General features: G+C 65.0%; 16 protein-coding genes, 1 tRNA gene and 1 pseudogene. 9 read left to right on the forward strand and 9 right to left on the reverse strand.

Annotated features, from left to right (window positions below):
• Positions 1-121: 121 nt before the first annotated feature.
• The 4 genes from RDV55_RS01695 to argS form a co-directional block, all read right to left on the reverse strand.
• Positions 122-4,447: a S8 family serine peptidase gene (locus RDV55_RS01695; protein WP_111822829.1), complete on the reverse strand. Its 4,326-nt coding sequence runs from the start codon at positions 4,445-4,447 to the stop codon at positions 122-124.
• Between the two features lie 234 nt (positions 4,448-4,681).
• A complete protein-coding gene (locus tag RDV55_RS01700; RefSeq protein WP_111822828.1) occupies positions 4,682-6,709 on the reverse strand; it encodes a S8 family peptidase in 2,028 nt (675 codons plus the stop codon).
• A 353-nt stretch (positions 6,710-7,062) separates the two neighbouring features.
• Entirely contained in the window at positions 7,063-8,469 is a 1,407-nt protein-coding gene (lysA, locus tag RDV55_RS01705) for a diaminopimelate decarboxylase (RefSeq protein ID WP_111822827.1), read from the reverse strand.
• A gap of 4 nt (positions 8,470-8,473) precedes the next feature.
• Positions 8,474-10,153 carry an arginine--tRNA ligase gene (gene argS, locus RDV55_RS01710; RefSeq protein ID WP_111822826.1) on the reverse strand — a complete coding sequence of 560 codons (1,680 nt, stop codon included), beginning with the start codon at positions 10,151-10,153 and terminating at the stop codon, positions 8,474-8,476.
• A gap of 170 nt (positions 10,154-10,323) precedes the next feature.
• Here argS and RDV55_RS01715 point away from each other — a divergent pair, with 170 nt between their 5' ends.
• Positions 10,324-11,583 carry an Nramp family divalent metal transporter gene (locus RDV55_RS01715; RefSeq protein WP_111822825.1) on the forward strand — a complete coding sequence of 420 codons (1,260 nt, stop codon included), beginning with the start codon at positions 10,324-10,326 and terminating at the stop codon, positions 11,581-11,583.
• Between the two features lie 1,825 nt (positions 11,584-13,408).
• On the opposite strand, the gene RDV55_RS01720 is transcribed toward RDV55_RS01715, so the two are convergent.
• Positions 13,409-13,864, reverse strand: coding sequence for a ribose-5-phosphate isomerase (locus tag RDV55_RS01720; protein WP_003794677.1), 456 nt, complete (start codon positions 13,862-13,864; stop codon positions 13,409-13,411).
• A gap of 100 nt (positions 13,865-13,964) precedes the next feature.
• Here RDV55_RS01720 and RDV55_RS01725 point away from each other — a divergent pair.
• The 7 genes from RDV55_RS01725 (at position 13,965) to RDV55_RS01755 (ending at position 19,491) form a co-directional block, all read left to right on the forward strand.
• Positions 13,965-14,040 (forward strand) — tRNA-Arg (locus tag RDV55_RS01725).
• 168 nt (positions 14,041-14,208) lie between these two features.
• Positions 14,209-15,627, forward strand: a complete 1,419-nt coding sequence (locus tag RDV55_RS01730; protein ID WP_111822824.1) for a sodium:proton antiporter — start codon at positions 14,209-14,211, stop codon at positions 15,625-15,627.
• A 477-nt stretch (positions 15,628-16,104) separates the two neighbouring features.
• Positions 16,105-16,947 (forward strand): hypothetical protein, encoded by an 843-nt coding sequence (locus tag RDV55_RS01735; protein WP_245907614.1) that lies wholly within the window; start codon positions 16,105-16,107, stop codon positions 16,945-16,947.
• Between the two features lie 296 nt (positions 16,948-17,243).
• On the forward strand, positions 17,244-17,672 hold the full coding sequence (locus RDV55_RS01740) for a hypothetical protein (protein ID WP_111823123.1): 429 nt from the start codon (positions 17,244-17,246) through the stop codon (positions 17,670-17,672).
• Between the two features lie 144 nt (positions 17,673-17,816).
• Entirely contained in the window at positions 17,817-18,242 is a 426-nt protein-coding gene (locus RDV55_RS01745; RefSeq protein ID WP_245907613.1) for a hypothetical protein, read from the forward strand.
• Positions 18,239-18,730, forward strand: coding sequence for a hypothetical protein (locus RDV55_RS01750; protein ID WP_245907612.1), 492 nt, complete (start codon positions 18,239-18,241; stop codon positions 18,728-18,730). Before RDV55_RS01745 ends, RDV55_RS01750 begins: the two co-directional genes overlap by 4 nt.
• Positions 18,727-19,491: an XRE family transcriptional regulator gene (locus RDV55_RS01755; protein WP_111822822.1), complete on the forward strand. Its 765-nt coding sequence runs from the start codon at positions 18,727-18,729 to the stop codon at positions 19,489-19,491. The genes RDV55_RS01750 and RDV55_RS01755 overlap by 4 nt, the downstream gene beginning before the upstream one ends.
• 133 nt (positions 19,492-19,624) lie before the next feature.
• Here RDV55_RS01755 and RDV55_RS01760 read toward each other — a convergent pair whose 3' ends face one another.
• From RDV55_RS01760 to RDV55_RS01770, 3 genes are all read right to left on the reverse strand, one after another.
• The gene (locus RDV55_RS01760; protein ID WP_111822821.1) at positions 19,625-20,452 is read right to left on the reverse strand and encodes a glycerophosphodiester phosphodiesterase family protein; all 828 of its coding nucleotides are present in this window, start codon (positions 20,450-20,452) and stop codon (positions 19,625-19,627) included.
• A complete protein-coding gene (locus RDV55_RS01765) occupies positions 20,449-21,504 on the reverse strand; it encodes a M23 family metallopeptidase (protein WP_111822820.1) in 1,056 nt (351 codons plus the stop codon). The genes RDV55_RS01760 and RDV55_RS01765 overlap by 4 nt, the downstream gene beginning before the upstream one ends.
• Before the next feature lie 72 nt (positions 21,505-21,576).
• Positions 21,577-22,587 carry a hemolysin family protein gene (locus RDV55_RS01770; RefSeq protein ID WP_373462909.1) on the reverse strand — a complete coding sequence of 337 codons (1,011 nt, stop codon included), beginning with the start codon at positions 22,585-22,587 and terminating at the stop codon, positions 21,577-21,579.
• On the opposite strand from RDV55_RS01770, the pseudogene RDV55_RS10500 reads away from it, so the two are divergent.
• Positions 22,555-22,626: pseudogene (locus RDV55_RS10500) on the forward strand (hypothetical protein); the annotation flags it as partial. The gene RDV55_RS01770 and the pseudogene RDV55_RS10500 sit on opposite strands and share 33 nt — an antisense overlap.
• Here the strand turns inward: RDV55_RS10500 and RDV55_RS01775 are convergent.
• Positions 22,608-23,933, reverse strand: coding sequence for a hemolysin family protein (locus RDV55_RS01775; RefSeq protein ID WP_111822818.1), 1,326 nt, complete (start codon positions 23,931-23,933; stop codon positions 22,608-22,610). The pseudogene RDV55_RS10500 and the gene RDV55_RS01775 overlap by 19 nt on opposite strands.
• Positions 23,934-24,240: the final 307 nt, after the last annotated feature.

Below are 24,240 nucleotides of genomic sequence, written 5' to 3' on the forward strand. Positions count from 1 at the left end.
AATACATAATGGCAGTCCAACGAGGAAACCACCCTCTCCACGCACGAGGGGCCGCGCACGAGAAAGCATGCGCGGCCCCTCTCTGACGCTCGACCGGGAAGGATCCCCGGCCTCGTCGCGACTACTGCAGCAGACGGCCCTGCTCATCAAACACGTAGCGAGTGCCGTCGATCCAGCGCTCACCGGTCGTCATCTCCCCGGAAGTCGACAGGTAGAACCAGGAGTCCCCGTCCTTGAGCCACCCGCTGTTCATCGCGCCGGAGGGGGCGAAGTGGTACCAGGACGAGCCCAGGCGCACCCAGCCGGTGTCCATCGAACCCGAGTCGGACAGGTGGTACCAGGTGGAACCCTCACGCAACCAGCCGGTGCGCATGGCGCCGGAGGACCCCAGGTAGTACCAGGTGTCGCGCACCTTCGTCCAGCCGCTGGCCATCTCGCCGCTGATGGGATCCAGGTAGTACCAGGAGCCGCGCACGCTGACCCAGCCCGAAGCCTGGCCGCCGGAGGGGCCGTAGTAGTACCAGCGTCCGCCCTCACTGACCCAGCCGGTCACCATGTAGCCGCGCACGTCGAAGCGGTAGATCGCCCCATCGATGCGCAGCTGCGTCGAGGTCGGGTAGGTGCCGTTCTCGTAGCGCCACCACCAGCCGAACGCGCCGGACACCCACCGGCCCGAGCGAGCGTCCTCGGGGCCGACCTGGTCGGAGCTCACCGTAAAGGGAACCTGGAGCGTCGCATCATCGTCCGCGCGGGCATCGTTGTTACGCCCCATGGCTTCAACAGTGAGCGTCGCGGCGCCCGCGTAGCGCCCCGCGCCCTTGAGGTGGGACACGTCCACGCCGTCGGCCTGCAGCGTCACCAAGTTGCCCTCGAAGGCACCGCTACCGGTGCCGGTCGCGACCTCGCGGTCACCGACGAGGAGGCGCGCGGAGGTCACAGGCCCGGTGACGGTCACCCGGATGAAGACGCGCCCGGCCAGGGTCTCCCCGGCCAACGGCCGCCACGTGGTGCCGTCGGTCGAGTACTCCACGGCGCCGATCTCAGGCTTCGCCTGGTCCTTGAGGACCGCGTCCAGGGCGTTAGGCAGGCCCGCACCCCGGTACTCGCGGCCCTCCACGGGCTTCAGGCGCCCCCAGTTCGACAGGTCGCTCGCCTGCTGCTTCGCCAGGGCGATGATCTGCTCGGCGTTCATCTCAGGGTGGACCTGGCGAAGCGTCGCGATGACGGCGGCCGCCAGGGGCGAGGCCTGCGAGGTGCCGTACAGGTTGCCGTAAGCCTTGCCGTACCAGCTCGTCAGGGGCGCATAGATCTTCGCGCCGGGAGCCGCAAAGTCAATGCTGGTGGCACCCCAATTCGACCAGGACGTCGGCTCGAGCATGCCGGTGGCCGGGTCCTCCCCCTCGGGCAGCGCCAGCGCGGACACCGCCAGGGTGGAGCGCAGCATCGAGGGCATGTACACCCCGCCCGTCACATCACGCTGGTACGCGCCCCACGTGTCTCCAGGCGAGGAGTCATCGGTGGCGGGCGGGTTGTCCAGGTCGGTCGTCCAGTTTCCGGCCGCAACCACGTTGATGACGTCCTTGGAGGCGGCGTAGTCGGCGGCGCGCTGCACGGCCTCCAGGCCAGCCGCCTGCTCGGGGTCGTTCGGCATCCAGTACTTCCACGGGTTGACGAAGTAGGAGCCGTTGGTCACCGAGATCCCGTGATCGGCCGCCCACACGAAGCCACAGGCGATGTACTCGGGGTAGAAGTATCCCCCGTTGCGCGAGGCCACGTTGATGGCGGCGATGCGCAGCGTCGGGTTTACCCCGTCCACGCCCACGCCATCGTGCTTCGCGGCGATCGATCCGGCGACGTGCGTTCCGTGGGTGGCGTCATCCCAGCGCCAGGCCGCGGGGTCGCGGTTAGGGACCCCGTTGACCGAGCAGGACACCGACTTGGAGTGATCGACCTGTCCGGCCAGGTCCGGCACCGTGTCGTCGATGGACTGGTCCATGACGCCGACCGTGACGGGTGCTCGCATGACGTCAACGTCCTGCGCCTCGAGGGCGTGCAGGGCCTGCAGGTGCCACCCGTTGTTCGTCTGGGGATCCGGCGTCAGATCCGCATCCCGCTCTCCCTGCGCGCCGTCGGATCTCGGCGCGGCGGCGATCGCGGCGTCAGCAGCGAGGCGGGTCTCGTAGTCGACCGGAACCATGACCTCGTTACCGCCGACGGGCGCCTGCCGGGTCGGGCCGATGGAGTCATAGCTGATGCCTTCCTTCACGAGGGCAGCACCCAGGTCGGGTGAGAAGGTAGGCGAGGCGGCCTGCACGAAGAACGTCCCGAAGGCCGGGTACTGGGCCAGGACCAGGCCGTGCAGGTTCGAGGCCTGGGCGAGGGCGCGCTGGAAAGTTGCGTGATCTGTTCCCCTGGGGAGGTTGACCGCGTAGTTGGCGGGCAGTTGGTCGTTGCTGCGCGCGGGGGCGGTGATGCCGGCCTTGGCCGGGCCGGAAGGCGCGGGCGTCGCATCGGCGTCGGGTGCGGGTGCCGGGGGCACCGCCGCATTCGGGTCACGCGAGACGGTGAAGACGGCCTCGCGGCCCGTGTCGTCGTCGGCCTGTCGGTCGAGGTTGATGCCGGTGGCGCTGACCTGGACGCGCGCGGTCACGGAGTCCGCGCCCTCGGGCAGGAGGGTACCCAGATCCAGGTTCTCAATCGACACGCCCAGGGGGTCGTCTCCGTACTTGCCCGACCCGTCGCGGTCGACGGAGGCCAGGCCGGCGACGTCCATGTGCAGGTGGCTGATCGGGGCGATGGCCTCGGCGTAGAAGGTGACGGGACCGGCCGGCAGGGTCGCGCCGTCCACGTCCTTCCATTCGCCCTTACCGACCCGGTACTGCAAGGTCTGAACGGTGGGCTGCATCTGGTCGCGGCGCATGGTGGTCAGCGCGTTGATGAAACCGTAACCACGGTATTCCTTGCCGTCGTCGGGAGCTTCCAGGCGCGTGTATTCCATCGCGGCTTGCTTGCGCATGAGGTCCGTGATCTGCTTGCCCCGGAAGCCCGGGTGCGTCGCCTTGATGAGGGCTGCTATGCCCGTGATGTGGGGCGTCGCCATCGAGGTGCCGCTGGTCTTGGCATACCCGGAGGCATACAGCGACGTGGGAACTGTCGAGTAGATGTCCTGGCCCGGCGCGGTGAAGTCGATGCTGGTTCCGTAGTTGGAGAAGTCGGCCCGCTTGAGGTTCGCCCATTCGGGCTTCGTCTCCGGGTTGGTACGCGTGGCGGCGCTGACCTGGCTGACGCCCTCAACCATCGCCGGGACCTTCACGCCGCCGGAGGCGGGACGGTCCTTGACCGGAGTATCAAGGTCGGTCGGCGACCCGCTGTCGGTCGTGACGTTGTCGTTGTCCATGCCGTCGTTGCCCGCCGAGGCCATGACGGCGAGCCCACGACCCTGCGCGTAGGCGATCGCCCGCGTCGCGGCCTCCAGGCCGGCGGCCTGCTCGGGGTCGCTCGAGCTCCAGTAGACCCACGGGTCCATCGAGTAGGAGTTGTTGACGATATCAACGCCGTGGCTGGCCGCCCACATGAAGCCGCAGGTGACGTACTCGGGGTACATGAGCTGGTCCTCGTTCGAGGCCTTGATGGACACGAGGGTCGTGTCCGGCGCGATACCGTCGATGCCGATGTCGTTGTGGTTGGCGGCGATGATGCCGGCGACATGGGTGCCGTGGAAGTAGTCGTCACGCCATGCCCCGTAAGCCTGGGAGGCGATGCCATTGCGCCCGCAGGATACGGACCGTGAGGTGTCCACGCGCCCCACGAGATCGGGGTGGGTGTCGTCGATACCGGTGTCGATGACGCCGACCGTCACGGGGGCGTGCGCGATCGGCACGGCGGCTGCATCCGCGGCGCTCATCGCCTGGGCACCCCAGTTGACGACCTCTTCGGGCTTATCGGCCTCATTCACGCTGACGCCCCGCAGGGAAGACGGGCCACCCGACTGCGCTCCGGACTGAGCGGGGCTCCGATCGCCGGACCGCGGCGCGAGCTGCGCGGCAGGCGCATCCCCGGTGACGGGGACGCGCTCCCCCTCGGGCACTGCGGCCACGCGGGTCGGACCCACCGAATGGACCGAGATCCCGGCCTTCGCCATCGCTACCGCCAGGTCCGGGGCGAACGAGGCCGACTCGCTCTGCGCGAAGAACGTCCCCAGCTCCGGGTAGGAAGCCAAGGCGACGCCCCCGGCGGAAGCGACCAGGGAGGTCGCGCGCGCCAGGTCCTCGGAGCTGGAGTGTCCACTGAGGTTGATTGCGTAGTTCATCAGGCCCGCGCTGGCGCGGGCGGGCGCGATGAGGCCGGTGTGATCGTCGGCCCGGGTGGGTGGGGCGGTCGCTGTGGCCACGCCCATGGACAGGGCGAGGGCCGCGACGAGCCCGATGCGTGCGACATTGCGGCGCATGGTTCCTCGACTTTCAGTTGTGAGTCTGGCGAGTACGACAATGTACTCATCAGAAGTATCATGCTTTAGTTTGTCACTCGCCACAATATAGACCAACTTAAATTCGCCATCACCTCAACAAAGGCGACGCTGTCGGGTAACCACTCCCCCGCTCTCGCACGCGAGGCCTCCTGACAGCGCGGCGGGGCCACACACCGTCAGGTGCATGGCCCCGCCGTGACGACGTCGCACAGCCTAGTGCCGCAGGTGCCCGTCCGGACCGAAGGTGTAGGTCGTCCCATCTACCTGCTGGGTACCGGTGACCATCGCCCCCGAGGAACCCAGGTAGTACCAGGAATCACCCTCATGCAGCCACCCGATCGCCATGCCACCGGAGGGCGTGAGGTAGTACCAGGTGGATCCATCGCGAACCCAGCCGGTAGCCATTGCACCCGAAGCGCTGAGGTAGTACCAGGTGCCATTGAGGAACACCCAGCCCGTCGCCATCGCGCCCGTGGCCGGATCCAGGTAGTACCAGGTGCCCTCGACCTGCGTCCACCCCGAGGCCTGCGCACCCGAGGCCCGGTGGAAGAACCACTGGCCTGCCTCACGGACCCACCCGGTCACCATGTATCCGCGCGCGTCGAAGCGATAGGTTGCTCCGCCGATCGCAATCGCCGTAGAGGCCGGGTAGGAGCCGTCCTCGTAGCGGTACCACCAGCCGATCGCATCTTTCATCCACGTGCCAGCCTTGGCCTCGTCGGCCTGATCCTGACCGCCCGACACCGCGTCGAGGGCGTCGAGGAAGCCGTAACCGCGGTATTCCTTGCCGTCGATGGGAGCGTTGAGACGTCCGTAGTTGGCAGCGGCCTGCTTCTTCATGAGGTCAATGACCTGCGCGCCAGTGAGCTCGGGATGAACGGACTTAATGAGTGCCGCGATGCCCGACACGTGCGGGGTCGCCATGGACGTGCCGTCCGCGACGGCGTAGCCGCTGCGGTAGAACAGCAGCGGAGCAGTGGAGTAGATCTGGTCGCCCGGGGCTGCAAAGTCGATCGTGTTGCCATAGTTGGAGAACTCGGCGCGACCCAGGGAAAGCCCAGGCTTCACGTTGTAGGCCTGACCGACCGCACTCACCTGGGCAACACCGTCAAGCATCGAAGGAACGCGGACACCCCCACGCACCTCGCGATTCTTCGTCGGCGTGGGAACATCGGTCGGGGATCCGTTGTCGATCGTCGGATTGTCGATGTCGACGCCTTCATTGCCTGCCGCCGCAATAACGGCCAGCCCCTCACCCTGCGCGTACTTGATGGATCGGGTCGCAGCCTCCAGGCCGGCCGCCTGCTCGGGATCGGTCGGGCTCCAGTAAACCCAGGGGTCCATCGAATAGGAATTGTTGACCACGTCCACCCCGTGGCTCGCCGCCCACATGAACGCGCAGGTCACGTACTCGGGGTAGATAAGGCGGTTGTCGTTGGTGGCCTGGATGGCGACGATGGTCGACTCCGGGGCGATGCCGTCGATGCCAATATCGTTGTGATTCGCGGCGATAATGCCCGCGACGTGCGTGCCGTGGTAGAACTCATCACGCCAGCCAAAAAAGTCCTGCGTGGCCACGCCGTTGACCGAACACTTCACGGAGCGCTCGGGATCGACGCGACCCTCCAGGTCCGGATGCGTGTCCTCGACGCCGGAGTCGACGACGGCAACCGTCACGGGGGCGCGCTTGACGTTCACCGCCCCAGCATCGCGCGCGTGCATGGCGCGGGCACCCCAGTTGAAGATCTCCTCGGAGGCTTGATCGGGTGCGGCGCTCGCGGCCTCGTCGCGCATCGAGTTCAGGCCGCCTGCAGCGCCGGGGTGCGGGGAGGGGGCCTCGTCCTTCTTATCCGTGGGCAGCGCGACGCGCTCGTAGTAGAGGACGGGCGCGACGCGCGTCGGGCCGATCGAGTGAACCGAGATGCCGGCCTGTCGTAGGGCGGCAGCCAGGTCGGGCGCAAACGAGGGCGTGGCGCTCTGGGCGAAGAAGGTGCCAATCTGCGGGTAAGAGGCCAGGGCGGCGCCGCCGGCTCCCGGGACGAGGGCGAGTGCCCGCTGGAGGTCCTCGGGGCTGGTGCCCGCAAGATTGATGGCGTAGTTCATCTCGTCGTTGTCGGCGCGGGGTGCGGAGATGAGGCCGCCGGGTTCTTCGGCTCGAGCGGCGGGGGCCGTCGCGGTAGCCAGGCCGACGGAGAGGGCCAGAGCGGCGACGACACCGATGCGTGCGGCAGTGCGGCGCATGATTCCTCGACTTTCGGTTGTCACTGTCAGGATTTCGACTGCATTTACAGCTACTCCAATCTTCCTAGAGTTTGCCAGTAACAACAAAACCAAGGCTTACCTAAGCCCACAGTGTGGCCCGCCCATCACTCGCGCGCGCCACTCCCTCACCCGCTCCTTCTCCGTACTTTCTAAGACCGCGCATTTCCGCCGAAGCGCTGTCACAACTCACACCAGTTCACCGGGGATGACGTGCGCCCCGGAAGAGGACGGCGAGGCGGGAACGACGCGACGGGAGCAGGCCGCGGGGACGACAAAGCGGGGAGCGCACGCACTCCCCGCTTTGCTGCTTCGTCTACTCCAGGCCGGCGTCGTTACTCCAGGCCGGCGTCGAGGGCCAGCAGGTGATCGACCGTCTGCGGACGGATGAACCAGCGGGCCGCGCCGTCCTCGACCGCGAGCACGCCGGGCTTCGTCGCCATGTTGTAGTTCGACGCCATCGAGTAGCCGTACGCGCCGACGGCGGGCACGACCAGCAGGTCGCCGGCCGCGATGTCGGCCGGCAGGTCGATATCGCGGATGATGATGTCGCCGCTCTCGCAGTGCTTGCCGACGATGCGGCAGCGCGCCAACTCCAGGGCCTGCTCGGGGTCGCGGTTCGCGAGCGTCGCCGTGTAGGCCGCGCCGTAGAGGACGGGGCGAATGTTATCCGACATGCCCCCATCGATCGCCACGTAGCGGCGCACTCCCCCGCCTTCCAGGGAAATGTCCTTGACGACGCCCACGCGGTAGAGCATCACCATCGCTGGTCCCACAATCGATCGGCCCGGTTCGACGGACACGTGCGGGATGGGCAGGCCGTGGTGGGCGCAGCGCTCACGCACGACACCCGCCAGGGCGCGGGCGAGCTCGACCGGCGAGGTCGGCTCCGGATCCTGGGCAGTGTAGGCGATGCCCACTCCCCCGCCCAGGTCGATCGCAGGAACTTCCAGGTCGAGCTCGGCCTTCAGGCGCGCCGCGAAGTCGACGACGATGCGGGCGGCCTCGGTGAAGGCCTCGGTCCCAAAGATCTGAGAGCCAATGTGGCTGTGCAGGCCTCGGAAGTCCAGGTGGGCGGCGTCCTTGATGGCGGCCACGGCCTCGTACGCCTGGCCGGTGGCCAGTGACAGACCAAACTTCTGGTCCTCGTGAGCGGTCGCGATGTACTCGTTACCACCCGCGTGGATGCCGGACTTCAGGCGCACCATGACGGGCGCACTCACGCCGAGCGACGCGGCGATGCGCTCGATCTGGCGGACCTCGTCCATCGAATCGATGAAGATCCGGTGAATGCCCAACTCGAGGGCCAGGCGGATCTCCTCGTCCGACTTGTTATTGCCGTGCAGGCCGATACGCTCAGGGTCCACCCCGGCGCGCAGCGCGAGGGTCAGCTCCCCCAGGGAGGCAGTGTCGACGCCCAGCCCCTCGGCCACGACCAGGCGCGCGACGTCGGCGCTCAGGAAGGCCTTGCCGGCGTAGAAGGCGTCGCCGCCGTTCATGCCGTAACCATCCCAGAACTCTTCGGCCATCGCGCTGGCCCACACGCGGGCGCGGCCACGCATGGCCTCAACGTCGAGCACGAAGGTCGGCGTGCCGAAGTCGGCGGCCACCGCCGTCAGGTCGCCGCCACCCAGGCGCAGCACGCCGCCCTCCCGCGCCGCGCTCCACGGCCACAGGTCGGGGCGCTCGTCGGGGGTCGGGCATGTCAGTGTTCCGACGGGCACGGAATCCGCCTCGCTCACCGGCTCACATCCTCTCGGGGGCACTCACGCCGAGGAGGCCGAGGCCGGTGCGCAGCACCTGGGTGACCGCGTCGTTAAGCCACAGGCGGGCGATGTGACCGGGCTCGACCGGATCGTCGCCGCGAGGCGTCACGCGACACTGTCCATACCAGGCGTGATAGGTGGCGGCCAGGGACTCCAGGTAGCGGGCGATGCGGTGCGGCTCGCGCAGCTCGGTGGCCTGCGCAACCTGCGCGGGGAACTGAGCGAGGGCAGCCAGCAGGGCCTCGTCGGCCTCGGAGTCGAGGGCGGCAGGGTCGAAACCGGCATCGCGGGACACGCCGTGCTCGGCCGCGTTGCGGGCGACGTTGCAGGTGCGCACATGCGCGTACTGCACGTAGTACACCGGGTTATCGTTGGAGTGCTGCGAGAGCAGGTCCAGGTCGATGTCGACCTGGGTGTCCATCGACACGCGCACGAGGGCGTAACGAGCGGCGTCCACGCCGACGGCGTCGACGAGGTCGTCGAGCGTGACGATCGTGCCAGCGCGCTTGGACATACGCACCGGCTCGCCATCCTTCACCAGGTTGACAAGCTGGCCGATGAGGATCTGCAGATTCTCACCCGGCTTATCCCCGAAGGCCGCACACATGGCCATCATGCGCCCGATGTAGCCGTGGTGGTCGGCACCCAGCAGGTAGATGGCGGCGTCCGCGCCCCGCTCACGCTTGTTCAGGTAGTAGGCGACGTCTCCCGCGAAGTACGCGGCCTGGCCATCCGACTTGATGAGCACACGGTCCTTGTCGTCGCCGTAGGTGGTCGTGCGCAGCCACACCGCGCCGCCCTCGTCGAAGATCTCGCCGCGCTCGCGCAGGCGCTCGATCGCCTCGGCCACCGCACCGGAGTTGTGCAGCGAGTCCTCGTGGAAGAAGACATCGAAGTCGGCGCGGAAGGAATGCAGGCGCTCCTTAATCTCCGCGAACATCAGCTCGACGCCGCGAGCGCGGAAGACCTCGATGGCCTCTTCCTCGGGCAGGGTGATCGGGTCAGGCTCGCCGGCTGAAGCCGCGTCGGCGCGGACCTGGTCGGCGATGTCGGCGATGTACTGGCCGCCGTAGCCGTCCTCGGGGACCTCGCGACCCATCGCGCGGGCGTAGAGAGAATGGGAGAAGCGGTCGATCTGCGAGCCGTGGTCGTTGAAGTAGTACTCTCGGGTCACTGCAGCGCCGGAGGCCGCCATGAGGCGGGCCAGGGAGTCGCCGACGGCCGCCCAGCGGGCACCGCCCAGGTGCACGGGGCCGGTCGGGTTGGCGGAGACGTACTCGAGGTTAATCGAGCGGCCCGCGAGGGTCTCATTGCGGCCGTAGGCGGCACCGGCCTCGACGATGGTGCGGGCAAGCTCGCCAGCGGCACCCGCGCCCAGTCGGATGTTAATGAAGCCGGGGCCCGCGACCTCGACGGAGTCGATGCCGTCGGCGGCGGCCAGGTCATCGGCGAGGATCTGCGCAAAGTCGCGCGGGGCCATGCCGGCCTTCTTGCCGAGCTGCATCGCGACGTTGGTCGCCCAGTCGCCGTGCTCGCGCACGCGGGGGCGCTCCACGGTCACGGGGTCGGGGACCAGCGAGGGGTCGATCGAAATGCGACCGGCGGCGGCAGCGTCCAGCAGGGTCGCGCGGATGAGAGTAGCAAGTTCTTCAGGAGTCACCCCTTTAGACTACGGGGTTTGTGCTCCCATCCGCGAACTCTCCCCGGCCTCGTGGATGAAAACCTGGCCACATACGCGTCCCATGACCGTCCTCTCCCCACCCCGATCGACCGCAAGACGGGTACAGTTTCGGGTAACCGAACATTTTCTGCCAGCAGTGAGGAACACCCATGACCACCACGGACGCCGAGCGGCGCCACAAGCTCATCCCACTCCTCGGCCCCGCATTCGTCGCGGCCGTGGCCTACGTCGACCCCGGAAACGTCGCCGCCAACATCACGGCGGGTGCGCGCTACGGGTACCTGCTCGTGTGGGTTCTCGTGGCCTCGAACGTCTTCGCGATGGTCATCCAGTACCTCTCCGCCAAGCTCGGGCTGGTCACCGGCCAGTCCCTGCCCACCCTCCTGGGGGCACGGATGCACAAGCCTGGACGCATCGCATTCTGGCTGCAAGCGGAGATCGTGGCCGCGGCGACCGACCTCGCTGAGGTCATCGGCGGCGCGCTCGCCCTCCATCTCCTGTTTGGCGTCCCCCTCCTGTGGGGAGGCATCATCGTCGGCGTCGTCTCGATGGCTTTGCTGCTCGTTCAAGGCGGCGGGCGTCAGCGCCAGTTCGAAACGATCATCGTCGGACTACTGATCGTCATCACGTTGGGTTTCCTCGCTGGACTCTTCGTCGCGCCTCCCAGCCCCTCGGGCGTGCTCGGCGGCCTCCTCCCCCGCTTCCAGGGCACCGACTCGGTCCTCGTCGCCGCGTCCATGCTGGGAGCGACGGTCATGCCGCACGCGGTCTACCTGCACTCGTCGTTGGTCAACGACCACGAGGCCGACGAACTCGGCCCATCCACCAGCGACTCCCGGCATTCCTCGGGGCACCTCTCGCGCCTCCTGCGCGCCACCCGCATCGACATCTACTGGGCGCTGAGCATCGCGGGCCTGGTCAACATCGGCCTGCTGCTCCTGGCGGCCGCGGCACTGTCCGGTCAGAGCGGCACCGACACGATCGAAGGCGCGCACGCCGCGATCTCCTCAACGCTCGGCCCCATCGTCGGCACGGTCTTCGCGGTAGGCCTACTCGCCTCCGGCCTGGCCTCCACGTCGGTGGGCGCCTACGCGGGCAGCGAGATCATGAACGGTCTGCTCCACATCCGCGTGCCCATCATGGTGCGCCGCCTCGTCTCGCTGATCCCGGCGCTCATCATCCTGGGGGCGGGTGCCGAACCCACGTGGGCGCTCGTCGTCTCGCAGGTCGCCCTGTCCTTCGGCATCCCCTTCGCGATCATTCCGCTCATGCGCCTGACCGCCTCGCCCGAGGTCATGGGCAACTACGCGAACACTCGCCCCCTGCGTTTGGTGGGTTTCCTCATTGCGGCTGTCATCGTCGCGCTCAACCTGTTCCTCGTTTACCTGACGCTCACCGGCCAGGGCTAGATGCCCGGGGCATGCAAAGCGCGGCCGGGGGCGGGCGGGGCCGGGCGGGGGGCCGGGGCGGGCGGGCGGGCGGGGGCACAAAGCGCGGCCGGGGCGGGCGGGCGCACCCGCACCGTCGCGCGAGGTGCCGCATGAAACCACCGGCACCACTGACGTACGAAAACAGCCAAAAACCGGGCATCATGGGTCAACAACGGTGCCACCAGTTTCACACGTGCCCACTCAATCACCGACAGTGGTGCGACCAGTTTCAACCACACAACCAAACACCCCACACACTGAAACCACCGACACCACTGCCATGACTTCTGTGCGGGCGCACGAAACCACCAACACCACTGACGCACGAAAACAGCCAAAAACCAGGCATCATGGGCCAACAAAGGCGCCACCGGTTACACACGTGCCCACTCAATCACCAACAGTGGAGCCACCAGTTACACCCGTGCCCCCTCAATCACCGACACTGGTGCCACCAGTTTCAACCACACAACCAAATACCCCACACACTGAAACCACCGACACCACTGCCGTGACTTCTATTCGGGCGCATGAAACCACCAACACCACTGACGCACGCCCCACGCCCCCGCGTGAAACCACCGGCACCACTGCCGTGACTTCTGTACGGGTGCACGAAACCACGGACACCACTGACGCGACTTCTATGCTGGCGCGCGAAACCACCAACACCACTGACGCACGAAAACAGCCAAAAAGCGGGCACTATCGGCCAACAAAGGTGCCACCAGTTACACACGTGCCCACTCAATCACCAACAGTGGAGCCACCGGTTTCACACAAGCTGAGGTTAACACCGACAGTGGTGCCACCAGTTTCAACCACACAACCAAATTCCCCGCACACTGAAACCACCACCACCACTGACGCACGCCCCACACCCCCGCGCGAAACCATCAACACCACTGACGCGGGTTCTGTACGGGCGCATGAAACCGCCGCCACCACTGACACACGAAAACAGCCAAAAAGCGGGCACTATCGGCCAACAAAGGTGCCACCGGTTTCACTCGGGCCCACTCAATCACCGACAGTGGTGCCACCGGTTTCACTCGGGCCCACTCAATCACCGACAGTGGTGCCACCGGTTTCAGGATAACGGGCTCAGGGACTGGTCGGGCGATACCGCCGAGGCCATGAACGGCAGAACAATGACACCGGACTCGCAGTCGACATGAATACCCGCGCACTCGCGGATAAGTTACGGCCAGACGAATAGGTTAGCCCCTCGCGGATAGGTTAGGGCCAGACGGATAGGTTAGGGCCAGACGGATAGGTTAGGGCCAGACGAATAGGTTAGCCCTTTGCGGATAGGCAAATGACCTATCCGCATGTTCGTCAGCTATCCGCTAGCTCAGAACCTATCCACGAAGCAGACAGACCGGGAGCTCACCCGTACTTAGAAGCCTCGTCTGCACCTGCACGACAAGTGGTCGATGCACCGCCCGAGAACGGTCACTCGCTCGGCCAACAACGACGATGAAAGCTCAACCAAGACCATGAATGCCCTCCACCCGCAGCGAAAGTCCTCCAACAGCAACGTAATCCCGCTAACAACCATGAAAGCCCGCCACTAGCCATATAAGTCCGCCGACGCCCATGAAAGCCCGCCGAGGGGATTTCAACGGTCGCCGCGAACAAGCCCGGGCACACGAAACGGGGCCGGTGGTGATCCACCGGCCCCGCCCCGTGTACATCACGCCAGGAGCGCGCACCTCATGCGCTCAACTGTGAGTTCCAAGCAACAGCGAACGCATGGACGCGCAGAGCTGCACGCTCAGGAAGCCCACAGCCATCAGGTCGCTCAGGCGCGCACGGAGCGCTCGTAGTCCTTCATCAGGTCGATGCGGCGCTGGTGACGCTCGTCGCCACTGAAGGGCGTCTCCAGGAACGCGTCGATGAGGGCGAGAGCTTCTTCCTCGCTGTGCTGGCGGGCACCGACGGCCACGACGTTCGCGTCGTTGTGCTCGCGGGCCAAACGCGCGGTCGCATCCGACCACACGAGGGCGGCGCGCACGCCTTCCACACAGTTGGCGGCCATCTGCTCGCCGTTACCGGAGCCGCCGATGACGATGCCGAGGCTACCCGGCTCATCGACGACGGCCTGTGCGGCCTCGATGCAGAACGGCGGGTAGTCGTCGAGCGCATCGTAGGTATGAGCTCCGTGGTCGACGACGTCGTGACCGGCCTCGCGCAGGTGGGCGACGACCTTTTCCTTGAGTTCGAAACCGGCGTGATCGGTGCCGATGTGAACGCGCATGGTGTCCTCCTGAAGAGTTCTCTAACAAGCAACGCCCCCTAGTATGGCACACATCACCGTCACGCATGGTCGTATGAAACCCTGCTAAACTGGCCGAGCTGCCCCGATAGCTCAGCGGATAGAGCGCTTGCCTCCGGTGCAAGAGGTCGCAGGTTCGAGTCCTGTTCGGGGTGCCACTCATATCCGCAACGCTCGCAGTGCCCGCCAACGGCGGAGGGAAACCCGCGCGCAAACGCGCCCCCGCCTCGTCGATGAGGCCACTCCCACCCCCTGGAACGCTCCGCACCCCGCTCCCCCACCACATAAAATAGGGGGCGTATCTATCGTCAATCAAGGACTGGCCGATGACCTATCCCTGGTGGAGCCTGCTCCCCTTCGTCGCGATGCTCGGATGCATCGCCGTCTTGCCAATCATCCCCAAGACCGCGCACTGGTGGGAAAAGGAATCCTCCCAGCTGTCCGTCGCGCTCCTGCTGGGCGTGCCGACGACGATCTGGATGTTCATGAAGGCGGGCACCGGACCGCTGATCGCCACGGGCGTGGAGTACGTGCAGTTCATTTCGCTGCTCTTCGCGCTGTTCGTGGTGTCCGGCGGCATTCACCTGGCCGGCGACATCAAGGCGACCCCGCGCAACAACACGATCTTCCTGGCGATCGGCGGCCTGCTGGCCTCGTTCATCGGGACGACGGGCGCGGCCATGCTGCTGATCCGCCCGCTCCTGGAAACCAACAAGGAACGTAAGCACCGCGTGCACACGGTCCTGTTCACGATCTTCATTGTGGCGAACTGTGGTGGCATACTGACTCCGCTCGGCGATCCGCCGCTGTTCCTCGGCTATCTGCACGGCGTCCCCTTCGCGTGGACCTTCGCGCTGTGGAAGGAGTGGCTGTTCGTTCTGGCGCTGCTGCTCCTGTCGTACTACTCGATCGACCGCGTGCGTTACGCGTCCGAGGACACGTCCTCGATCGAGGCCGACGACCGCGAGATCAAGCCCTTGAGGCTGCACGGCACAATCAACCTCCTGTTCTTCGCGGTCATCATCCTCTCGGTCGCTTTCGCTCCCTCGTGGGACGGCGAGGCCCTGGCCGAGGGGCACGTGCATTCCTGGACCGAGCTGGTTCCGTGGCGCGAGATCATCATGCTCACGGTCGCGGGCCTGTCCTACAAGCTTTCGGATAAGAAGGTGCGCTTCGAGGAGAACGCCTTCACGTGGGCCCCGATCATGGAGGTCGCGACCCTCTTCATCGGCATCTTTGCGACGATGGCGCCGGCGCTGCGCTACCTGGAGCAGATCGCGCCGTCGCTGCCGCTGACGCGCATGACGTACTTCGTGTTCACGGGTGGCCTGTCCTCGATCCTGGATAACGCCCCGACGTACATGACGTTCTTCGAGATGGCGAAGGCGTCCGGCGGCGAGGGCACCCTGGTCGCGGGCGTGCCCGAGTACTACCTGATCCCGATTTCGTTGGGTGCCGTGTTCTGTGGCGCGATCACCTACATCGGCAATGGCCCGAACTTCATGGTCAAGTCGGTCGCCGAGTCCGACGGTGTGCCCATGCCGTCCTTCGGCCGATACATCGGCTACGCGTTCACGCTCCTGGTGCCGACCCTGGCCGCCATGGCGATGATCTTCGTGGGCGAGTCCTGGCTGGTTCGAGGCCTGGGCATCGCTCTGGCCGCCGGCCTGGCGTTCCTCTCGCTCGTGCGTATCCGTCGCGCGGGCCTGGACGAGGCTGTGGCCGACTTCAGCGGCGACGAGTGAGCCAGCGGTCCTGACAACGGTATCGGGGGGGGCGGAGCCAAGCGGCTCCGCCCCCCCGTTTTTTGCTGAAATTTTAAGGTTCTAGAGGAACCTAATCTCTTTAATGAGGACTTGACGATCACTTTGACGGAGGGCTATCCTGATCTGTTACTGCTGACCGAGTCGTAAGGGGAGACAGTTGTCCGGTGGAATCGTATGGGACGCGACCGCAGTGTCACGTGCCATCAACATCCTGGAGTACTCGAGCGAGAGAGTCGCCTCTGAGACTCTCGAAGCACCTAGTGGCGCTGGGAGTAATGAGGCGGATCTGACAGCGAAGATCGAGAGGATCAATCGTGTCATACAGAAGGCATCTTTTTGTTCTTTTTCTATCGCTCGCGGACTGACCGCAGCATCCGAGAATTTTGCAACCACCGATAATCAGGAAGCTGCCAGTCTTCAGTCAACAGGAGAGTATCTGCGCGCCAGGGGGCCACGATGAGTACCGATGAAGATACACGCCAACACGGAGCATGGTTTTCCATGCCTTTCCCGATTAACGTCGACAATCTCTTCACGTTCAAGGATCAATGCGAACAAGCTTCCGGCGCATTGCATACCGCAGACGGAGATACAGTGCGCGCTTCCTCCATTGTCGGCCAGCAGGAGGCACTTCTTGTCGACCCATGTCAGCACGATTTACAAATCGTATCGGACGTGTGTGAAGAAATCTCCAACGATCTGAAAGCACTCACGAACGCTGTATCCGAACTCGCCTGGTCGATGAAGTCAGTACGTGAGGAGTACAAGGGAATCGCGCAGAAAGCCCAAGACTGTGGTCTGATCGTCGAAGGCGACACAGTGACCCTATTCGATGAGTCGGACGATGACCTTGTCCATAGTTTTAATGAGCTGCAAGCGCAAGCTGAGGTCCAGCGGTTGAATTATGAACGCGCCGAGCACGTGTTTTCACTTGCGTTAGACAGTCTCAAAGTGGACGCCTATGAGCAATGGATTGAGCCCGTTTTCAACGGACTCAAAAGCCAGTTCGTTTTGGACGATGAGCACCCTGACGCTAACGCTCTCCCCTACACGATGGGTTTAATTGACCTTGGTGGTAATTCTGTAGCCGCAACCACGATGATGCGCTACAGGGGAGGTTATACGCCCCCCCGCGGGATACTTCGCCAACGGCGACCTGCAAGCTTGGACATTCCGTCCCACGGGGACACAAGTCATAGAACCGGCTGGCACACGAACGATAGCTCCGATAGCCTCGAAAGCTGGAAAGGTTGCCGGCGTAGCGGGGGCGGTCGTCGACGGAGGTATCACCGCCTATGACACCTACCAAACCGATACCGAGCAGCACCCCGAATGGAGCGAGGGCCACAAGGTTGCGCGGGCAGGCGTGAAGGGGACCTTCACAGGTCTTGGCACATGGGGAGGTGCCTGGTTAGGAGCCAAAGGCGGTGCCGCCATCGGCGCTGCAGTCTCGGGGCCTTTCGCCCCCATTGGTGCCGTTGTTGGCGGCGTTGTCGGCGGCGTCATCGGAGGAGTGGCTGGCCACTACTTAGGAGAAACGGTTGGAGATGCAGCCAATGAGGGCATCGTTGACCCCTTAAATGGAGCTTGAGCACATGAAAGATAATTTGAACATCGCTATTATTGGTATCGGATTAGGGCTGTTTGGAGCAGCGGTGTGGTACGCCGAGATGTTCACAGACTCAAAGGCTGCGAACCTGTGGCGCCGAATGAACGGCAAAGGAAGAATCAGTAGAAATTATGCTGCTATCGGAGCACCCGCATTTGCATGCATTTTTCTTCTCGGCGGCATCCTAGGATTGATCAATTATTTTCAACTACCGGGGATTTTGTCGCGCATTGCCGCCATTTCAATCCTAGTATTTCTATCTTTCTTCCTCATTGGCCTTCTGCCCATCAAGTTTCCCCGGTGGGTCTACGCCGATTGGCAGTACGCCAAGCGCCATGGGCTCTTAGACGACGATGGCAACATCGATCGGGAAGCGTGGGCCCGTCACCACGCCAACAAAAGGGATCTATGGTGATGAACGGCCACGATAACCCTCAGGCAGGTGTTATTGGCCTTGTCGGCGGCGTCATCGGAGGAGTGGCTGGCCACTACTTAGGAGAAACTGTTGGAGATGCAGCCAATGAGGGCATCGTTGACCCCTTAAATGGAGCTTGAGCACATGAAAGATAATTTGAACATCGCTATTATTGGTATCGGATTAGGGCTGTTTGGAGCAGCGGTGTGGTACGCCGAGATGTTCACAGACTCAAAGGCTGCGAACCTGTGGCGCCGAATGAATGGAAAAGGGCAGATTAGCAGAAACTACGCTGCTATTGGCGCACCTGCGTTGGTTATCATTTTCTTTGTTGCCGGTATATCTGGAATTGTCAGATATTACAGCCTTCCTAGACTTTGGCTTACAAGCATCGCAGCAGTAGCGTTATTCGCTGCTGCTTGCACACTCATTGCTCTTCTTCCAATTAGGTTTCCTCGCTGGCTGTACGCCGATTGGCAGTACGCCAAGCGGCACGGGCTCCTGGATGAGAACGGAAACATTGATCAGGAGGCGTACAAGAAGCACGCGAGAGGGAAGGGATTCTGGTGAACGAACAGGTAACAATGACCCTTTCCTCGGGATGGAGATTCCTGACCCCTGAGGAATACGCACAGCTCGGCCCCCTGGCAGATGATCCCAGCGTCCGTCTCGTCGCCATCGCTAAGACGAAAGATGAGGGAAACGTTCCAACCTTCGTGGTGACCGGCGGGGCGCTCAGCACCGACGTGAGCGACGACGACGTCTACGCGGACAGCGTCAGGCAGGTGGAGGAAGCGTTGCCTGGGTTCCACCTTATTGATGACTTCGCGTGGCCGATGCTCCCCGAGGGCGCCCGCTGGCGCACTGGCGTGTACATTCTTGAAAATGTCTCTCTGACACTCAGCCAGCTCACGTGGATCACACGCACTGCGCCCACGACGCAGCAACCACCGCAGCGTTTCCTGTGGACCGCGACGTGTACGCGCCCCAGCGTCCTATTCCCAATGATCATCGATGATTTCATCACGATGGCTCAAACCCTGGAGGTGACACCATGAGCGACCATCCAATCGAAAGCGACTCCTCGGATCAGATCATCGTCACCGTCGAGCAGGCAGATGCCCTACTCGAGATGATTGCCAGTGACGAGAATGCCGGGCGTATTTCAAGCGCCGCTCTCTCCAGCGGACTGGTGTCGCTCGGACTGGCCGGCGCCAACGGGTTGTCCGGCGATTCCGCACGCATCCTCGAGCCAGTGCGAGCAGCTCACACCCAAATTGCGATCCGCGTCGTATCCCCTAGCATGCGCGGGGTCATACGCGACTGGAGGATCTGGCCAACAATGCCTCGCTCCGTCGTCATGCGTTCCGACGTGGACGGCGTGCACTTCAGCCAGGTCGATTACTGCGAGGTCCCCCATATCTTGGCCTTCGCCTCCCTGCTGCACGCAGGCCCCACCATCCACGATGGGCCTCCTTACATTCCCGCGGATTTCGTCGCTGCGATTCGTGCCCTGGATGTACAGCGCGCTCAGGATGTACTGAACGATCTCGTGACATATGGTCCCGCTGAGTCACACTTCGCCCAGGACTGCGTCTCGGGACACTGGAGCGTCGTAACATGCGTGCGCGAGGAGACATACCGTCGCAAGTGGCAAACCGGCTTACACTATGACTGTTTCGTGACAGACCATCTGCACGCACAAATCCACGCGCCACTTGACGAGGAAGCTCTCGCCCGCCTGTCAGCCGATCCAACACTGGACGCACCGCCACGCGCAGCGATATGGGCGATGATGATGGGAATGCTCGCCCCCTAGTTTTCCCCCGAGCGGGCGCGGGCCTGGACGAGGCCGTGGCCGACATCAGCGACAACGAGTGAGCCAGCCGTCCTGACACAAGCGCCGAGAGGGCAGAGCCATGCGGCTCCTCGCCTCTCGAGGCGTCCTGACCTCAGTCCCTGGGGCCCGAAACAGAACCGGGAGCCGGGGGCTGCGTCCACAGGCCCCGCTGGTCCAGGAAGTCGCGCAGGAAGACGGGTCGGTCGGTGATGATGCCGTCGACGCCGACCTCGAGGAGGCGCAGCACGTCGGCCACCGTGTTGATGGTCCACACGTGTACAGCCAGGCCGAGGGTGTGGGCGGTGGCTACGAAGCGCTCATCGACGACGCGGATGGGGCCCTGGTGCATGGGGACCTGAGCGGCCATTGCTCCCCGGCACGGGCCGGGCACATGCCACCAGGCGGGGTTCGTGGCGCTCTTTGCAGCACCCACGAGGCGTACGACGGCCTCGGTGCCCAGCGACGTCGAAACCGCACGGGCCGGATCCGAAGCCGCGATGTCACGCACGGCGCGCAGGCGCGGCTCGGAGAAGGAGGCCACGAGCACGCGATCGGCCGCGCCGTGGTCGGCGATGACGTCCAGAAGCGGGCCTTCCACGCCCGCCTCCTTCGCGTCGATGTTGAAGTACATGTCCGGGAAGGCCTCGAGCACCTGGGCGAGCAGCGGCATCTGCTCCCCGGATTCACGATGGCGCAGCTTGGACAGCTCGCGCCACGTCAGCTGCGCGATCGCACCGCTTCCGTCGTAGCAGCGGTCCACGGTCTCGTCGTGGCAGACGACAACCTTGCCGTCGGCGGTCACGTGGGCGTCGGTCTCCACGTGACGGATCCCAGCCTCGTACACGTGAGTGAAAGCGCTCATCGTGTTCTCGGGGGCCTCCTCGCTGCCGCCGCGGTGGGCGAAGACGATGGGTCCCTGACGCATGGTGACGGGCATCATGAGCAAGACTCCTGTCCGAGATAAAGAGCTTTGTTTGTCTGCATCCACGCCTCGGGGTCCACCGGGGTGTTCGAGGAGTCGTGAATCTCGAAGTGCAGGTGCGGGCCCGTCGACCAGCCGTTATTTCCGACCGCGCCGATGACCTGCCCGGCGGTGACGGTGTCGCCGACCTTCACCGTAATCTTGTTCATGTACTGGTGAAGGTAGGCTGAGTAGAAGACGGTGCCGTCGGACTTCGTGTGCTTGATCTGCACGTAAGCACCCGAGCGAGAGTTCTCCGAAACCTCCTCGACGACGCCGCCGTACACGGAGGTGATGGGCGTGTCGAGCGGGGCTGCCATGTCAATCCCCTCATGGGCGAGGAGCTGACCTGACACGGGCGAAATACGCATCGTGAAGGGCGAGGTCACGGTGTATGTGCCCTGGGCGAGCGGCCAGTAGATCGTGTCGGCGACGACGCGCACGTTGCGGTTTCCATCCGCGCCGGCGCCCGAGGCGCATCCGGTGATGGAGACGGGGGCATTGGCCTTGGCGCGCGAGTTCGCGGTGAGGGTGCCGTCCAGGGCGGTGGCCTGGGGCAGGGTCGTCGAGACGGCCCAGCTCGGGCCGCCCACCGAGATGCCGAAGGCGCGCGCGGGCACGGTCAGAGAGGAGTCGGAGCCGACGCGTCCCGTCATGGGAACGGCGATCGTCGTACCCGCCAGGCCCATCACGAGGAGGGCGCGCAACGCGTATCCGACGGGGTGGACATTTGCGCGTCGCGAACCCCCGGGCGAGGACTCTTCCTCGGGTTCGCCCTCAGTCTCTCCAGACGGGGCGGACGAGGCAGTGGCCTCCTCGTCGGGGTCGGGCTCGTCGTCGGGCGACGAGGCGGGCAGGGACGGGGGTTCCTCCACTGCTTTCTTCGCGGCCGGGGGCGGTGGAGGGGCGACGGGTTCGTCACCGAGCGGAATCTCGGCGGTAATCGGGTTGTCCCGGGACTCGTCCCGGTTCTCGGAGCGCGCTGCGCGCAGCTGCGACCGCTTCGGCAGCGGGCATTCAGTGTCGCTCACGCTCTCCCCCCTCGTCTGTTCTCGTCACGGCTTGTTGACCTCAACCTAATGTACCTTGCTGATCGCGCCTCGTCACGGGCGCTGGAGAACGTCGCGCACTTCGCCGACCAGCAACTCGAGGATGTCTTCCAGGAAGAGGATGCCGACGACGCTTCCCGCGTCGCGGACGAGCGCACAGTGAACGCCGGTTCGCTGCATGTGACGCAAGGCGTCCTCAACCTGGTCGTCGGAAGACACAGCCTCGAGGCGGCGGATGCGCCACGGGGTGATCGGTTGTTCGCGCTCCTCGCCGGTGGCGTACAGGACGTCCTTGAGGTGCACGTAGCCGATGATGTCGCCGTCCTCTCGGACGATCGGGAAGCGCGAGTAGCCCGTGTGGGCAACCTGTTCCTCCACGTCGGCGGGGGTGGCACCCTCGGGCAAGACCACGAGCGTGTCGAGGGGAACCATGGCGGTTCCGGCCGTCTCCTCGGAGAATTCCAGGGTACCGCTGAGCAGACCCAGTTCGTCGGTGAGAACGCCCTCGGCCTGGGAGGCCACGACGATGGATGCGACCTCCTCGACGGTGTAGGTCGACGAGATTTCCGAGCGCGGCTCGTAGCCGGCCAGGCGCACGAACCAGTTCGCGAAACGATCCATGGCCTCGATGATGGGGCGCAGGACCCGACCCAGGCGCACGAGGACGGGGGCCAGGATCAGGAGCATGCGCACGGGCGCGGCGATCGAGATGTTCTTCGGGACCATTTCGCCAAAGACGACGTGGCAGAAGAGCACGATGACGAGGGCGGCAGCGAATCCGACGACGTGGCTGGTCGCCTCGAGAGCACCAAGGCGCTCAAGCGGCGACTCGACGAGGTGCGCGATAGCTGGCTCGGCGACGACGCCCAGCGTCGTGGACGCGACCGTCACGCCGAGCTGGCAGATCGCCAGCATCAGCGACACGTGCCTCAGGGCGTATAGGGCGTCGGCAGCGCCGCGCGCCCCCTCGTCGGCGAGCGGCTCGACCTGCGAGCGGCGCGTCGAGGTGACGGCGAACTCGCCGGCGACGAAGAATGCGTTGACGGCCAGCAGCGCCACGGTGATGGCCAGACCCACTCCGACGCTCACTGCTCCTCCTCCTGATCGTCGCCGGACGCGGGCGTGATGGCCACCTGGGCGACGCGTCGTCCCTGCATCTGAGCGACCTCGATGCCGACGCCGTCGACGATCACGCGCGATCCGACGACGGGGATCTCACCGAGCTCGTTCATGACGAGGCCGCCGATGGTGTCGTAGGGGCCGTCCTCGGGCAGGTTGATGTCCGTTCGGCGCGCGAGTTCGTCGGGGCGCAGCGTGCCGGGCACGAGGAGGGTGCCGTCGGGGCGCGGCCGAATGCCCAGGCGCCGCTGGTCGTGCTCGTCGGAGACTTCGCCAACGATCTCTTCGACGACGTCCTCGAGGGTCACGATGCCGGAGACTCCGCCGTATTCGTCGACGACGACGGCCATCTGCAGGCCCTCGTCGCGCAGCTGAACCATGAGGGGGCCGATCGGGACGGTCTCGGGAACCGAGGGCGCATCGGTCATGAGAGAGGAAGAAATGACGGGGACCTCGGCTCGGCGCTCGGCGGGCACGGCGACCGCTCGGCGCAGGGAGACCAGGCCGAGTATGTCGTCGGAGTCGTCGCCGATGACCGGGAATCGCGAGTGTCCGGTTTCGCGCGCCAGGTCGAGCACGTCCTGGGCGCTGTCGCCCTCGCTGAGGGTGTGGAGGCGGCCGCGGTCGGTCATGACGTCGGCGGCGCTCAGGGTGGACATGCGGATCGTGTTGACGAAGAGGTCGGCGGTGGACGTGTCGAAGGTGCCTTCTTCGACGGAATGCTCCACGAGGGCGGTCAGCTCGGAGGCGGAGCGCGCCGAGGAGATCTCCTCCTGCGGCTCGATGCCCATGCGGGCAAGCACCCAGTTCGCGGTTCCGCCCAGCACCCAGATCACGGGGCGGGCGACGGCTGTGAAGGCCATCTGGAAGGGGACGACGCGCACGGCCATGGCCAGGGGGTGGGCAAGGGCGAGATTCTTGGGAACGAGTTCGCCGAAGAGCATCGAAAAGACATTGATACAGGTCGCGGCGGCAAAGGCCGCGATACCGGTTGCCAGGCCCCACGCGAGGCCTACCGATCCGAGCAGATCCTCAAGGAGGTCAGCCAGCGCGCTCTGCGTCGTGTAGCCGAGCAGGATCGTGGTCAGCGTTATGCCCACCTGGGCGCCCGACAGCTGGGTGGACAGGGTGCGGGTGGCGCGCAGGACGGAGGCGGCGCCACGGTCCCCCTCCTCGGCCTTCTTGTCGAGGACGGCCTGGTCGACGGCGACGAGGGAGAACTCCGCGGACACGAAGACGAAGGTGCCGGCTGTGAGGACGATACCGAGCACAAGCATGAGGGCAGTCGTCATCGCGCGCCCCCTTCGACGAGGCCGGGGCGGGCCTTTGTCGTAGGCGCGGGCAGGTGGTGAGAAAGAGCGGCGAAAAAGCCGGCAGTGTCGCAGTCCATGATGGTTACAGTCTAGCGGCCCACGCCCTCTCCCCCGTCGCGCATTTCCACACACCGCAAGGCATGTGCCAACAATCATTCTTCAACGGACCAAAGGCCCTTGAAGTACACGCCAAAGGTGTACCAGGTTTCGTGAAGACCATCACGCGGCGGTAGGATTACTCGAGTATGGCCGCGCGGGAAATGGCCTGATCGCGCGGCACGACACT

The organism is Schaalia odontolytica (assembly GCF_031191545.1).
Lineage (GTDB): Bacteria > Actinomycetota > Actinomycetes > Actinomycetales > Actinomycetaceae > Pauljensenia > Pauljensenia odontolytica.